A 1,705-nucleotide genomic window follows, 5' to 3' on the forward strand; every position below is an offset into this window, starting at 1 on the left:
GAGGCCCACGCCTTCCCGCTGGGGACGGTGGACACCTTCGCCACCTACTTCGCCCCGGCCGACTTCAACGAGACGGTGGGCACCCTCGGCCAGCCACTCTACGCCAAGCAGGAGCCGCGCAAGTTCGACCGCGGCACCGACCTGCACACCCAGAGCAACCCGCTGCCGATGTGCCACCGGCCCGGCGTGCTGGTCAAGCTCACCGTCTGAGGGTGCCTGTCCGATGGTCCGTGTGGAGGATCTGTACGACGCCGCCGAGCGCGCGGGACTCTTGACGCCCGTCGTGGTGGGCGCCGTCACCGTGCACTGTGCGTTCCGCGCGCCGGACGAGACGGTGCTCGACGGCCTGGCGCTGGCGCGTGACTTCGAGCTCGAATACGCGTCCTCGCGCCTCGCGCTCGCACCGGGCGACGTGGTCACCATCGCTGGCGAGTCCTACCGCGTGCGCGAGGTCGGCGCCTTCGGCGACGGCCGCGAGTGCCGGGCGAGGCTCGCGAGGCTGCCATGAACTCGGTGCGCGAGCGCCTGCTGCGCATCCTCGTCGATCGGCTCACGGCGGCCCTGGCCCCGGCGCCCGTGCTGCGCCAGCCGGCGACACCGCTGCCCCGCGAGGCCGGCCCTGCCTTGCTCGTCTTCGTCGAGGGCGACGCCATTACTGCGCACGCCAACCGGCTGGCGGACCGGGCGATCACCGTCCGCCTGGTCGCGCTCGCGCGCGGCATGGACGCCTTTGACGCGACCGACCGGCTGATCGTCGCCGCCCACGCCGCCGTGCTCGCGGACCCGAATCTGGGCGGCCTGGCGCTCGCGGTGCGCGAGCTCGACGCCGACTGGGACGCCGACGACCTCGATGCCGGCACGGTGACGCTGCCGGCGCGCTACGAGATCCGCTACCGCACCACGCTGACCGACCTCACGACCCTGGGATGACCCCCGATGCCCATCGAACTGCTCCGACCCCACACCCACGCCGGTCGGCGCCTGCCCGCAGGCGCGCGGCTGGACCTGCCGGAGGTCAGCGCCCGCTGGCTGATCGCCCAGGGCGCGGCCCGGCTCGTCACGCCGGACTCCCCGGCGCCGGCCCCATCCCCCAAACCCTCGCGCCGTGACGGTCCCGCCGCCGCGGCAACCTCCACGGGAGACTGACCATGGCCTACTTCTCTGGACAAGGGCGCGTCTACATCGGCGCGCGCGACTCGGCTGGCAATCCGGCCGGCCTCACCTTCGTCGGCAACGTGCCGGAACTGAAGGTGTCGCTGTCGGTGGAGACGCTGGAACACCAGGAGGCGCAGTCCGGCCAGCGCCTCACCGACCTGCAGCTCATCAAGACCAAGAAGGGCGAGTTCGCCTGCACGCTGGAGGAACTCAGCAGCGGCAACCTCGCGCTCGCCCTCTACGGCCACTCGACCACGGTGACACCGGGCACGATCACCGGCGAGACACTGCCCAACCCTGTCACCGTGGGCAGCCTCTATCCGCTCGCGCACCAGAACGTCTCGGCGGTGCAGATCCAGGACGGGAGCAGCCCGCCCAAGACCCTGCCGGCGACGCAGTACCAGGTGCACGCCCGGCACGGCTCGGTGCTGATCCTCGACGCCACGACCGGCGGCCCTGGACCGACCAGAGTTCCGTAGACACTCATTCGCCGCTCTGCGCGTAGCGCCTTTCGAACTCTACCGGTGACATGCCGCCAGCGGAACCATGC

The 1,705-nt window shown here is 71.7% G+C and carries 5 protein-coding genes; all 5 read left to right on the plus strand.

What is annotated here, in order from left to right:
- Positions 1-210: major capsid protein (locus G408_RS13920; RefSeq protein WP_037412880.1), on the plus strand; the 210-nt coding region annotated here is incomplete at its 5' end.
- Positions 211-223: 13 nt separating this feature from the next.
- Positions 224-508, plus strand: a complete 285-nt coding sequence (locus G408_RS0108755; RefSeq protein ID WP_028770783.1) for a head-tail joining protein — start codon at positions 224-226, stop codon at positions 506-508.
- Positions 505-930, plus strand: a complete 426-nt coding sequence (locus tag G408_RS0108760; protein WP_028770784.1) for a hypothetical protein — start codon at positions 505-507, stop codon at positions 928-930. The genes G408_RS0108755 and G408_RS0108760 overlap by 4 nt, the downstream gene beginning before the upstream one ends.
- Before the next feature lie 6 nt (positions 931-936).
- A complete protein-coding gene (locus tag G408_RS15735) occupies positions 937-1,146 on the plus strand; it encodes a DUF7210 family protein (RefSeq protein ID WP_084628156.1) in 210 nt (69 codons plus the stop codon).
- Positions 1,147-1,148: 2 nt separating this feature from the next.
- Positions 1,149-1,634, plus strand: a complete 486-nt coding sequence (locus G408_RS13925; RefSeq protein WP_245584296.1) for a phage tail tube protein — start codon at positions 1,149-1,151, stop codon at positions 1,632-1,634.
- Positions 1,635-1,705 lie beyond the last annotated feature (71 nt).

This window comes from Silanimonas lenta DSM 16282, assembly GCF_000429065.1.
Classification (GTDB): Bacteria; Pseudomonadota; Gammaproteobacteria; order Xanthomonadales; family Xanthomonadaceae; genus Silanimonas; species Silanimonas lenta.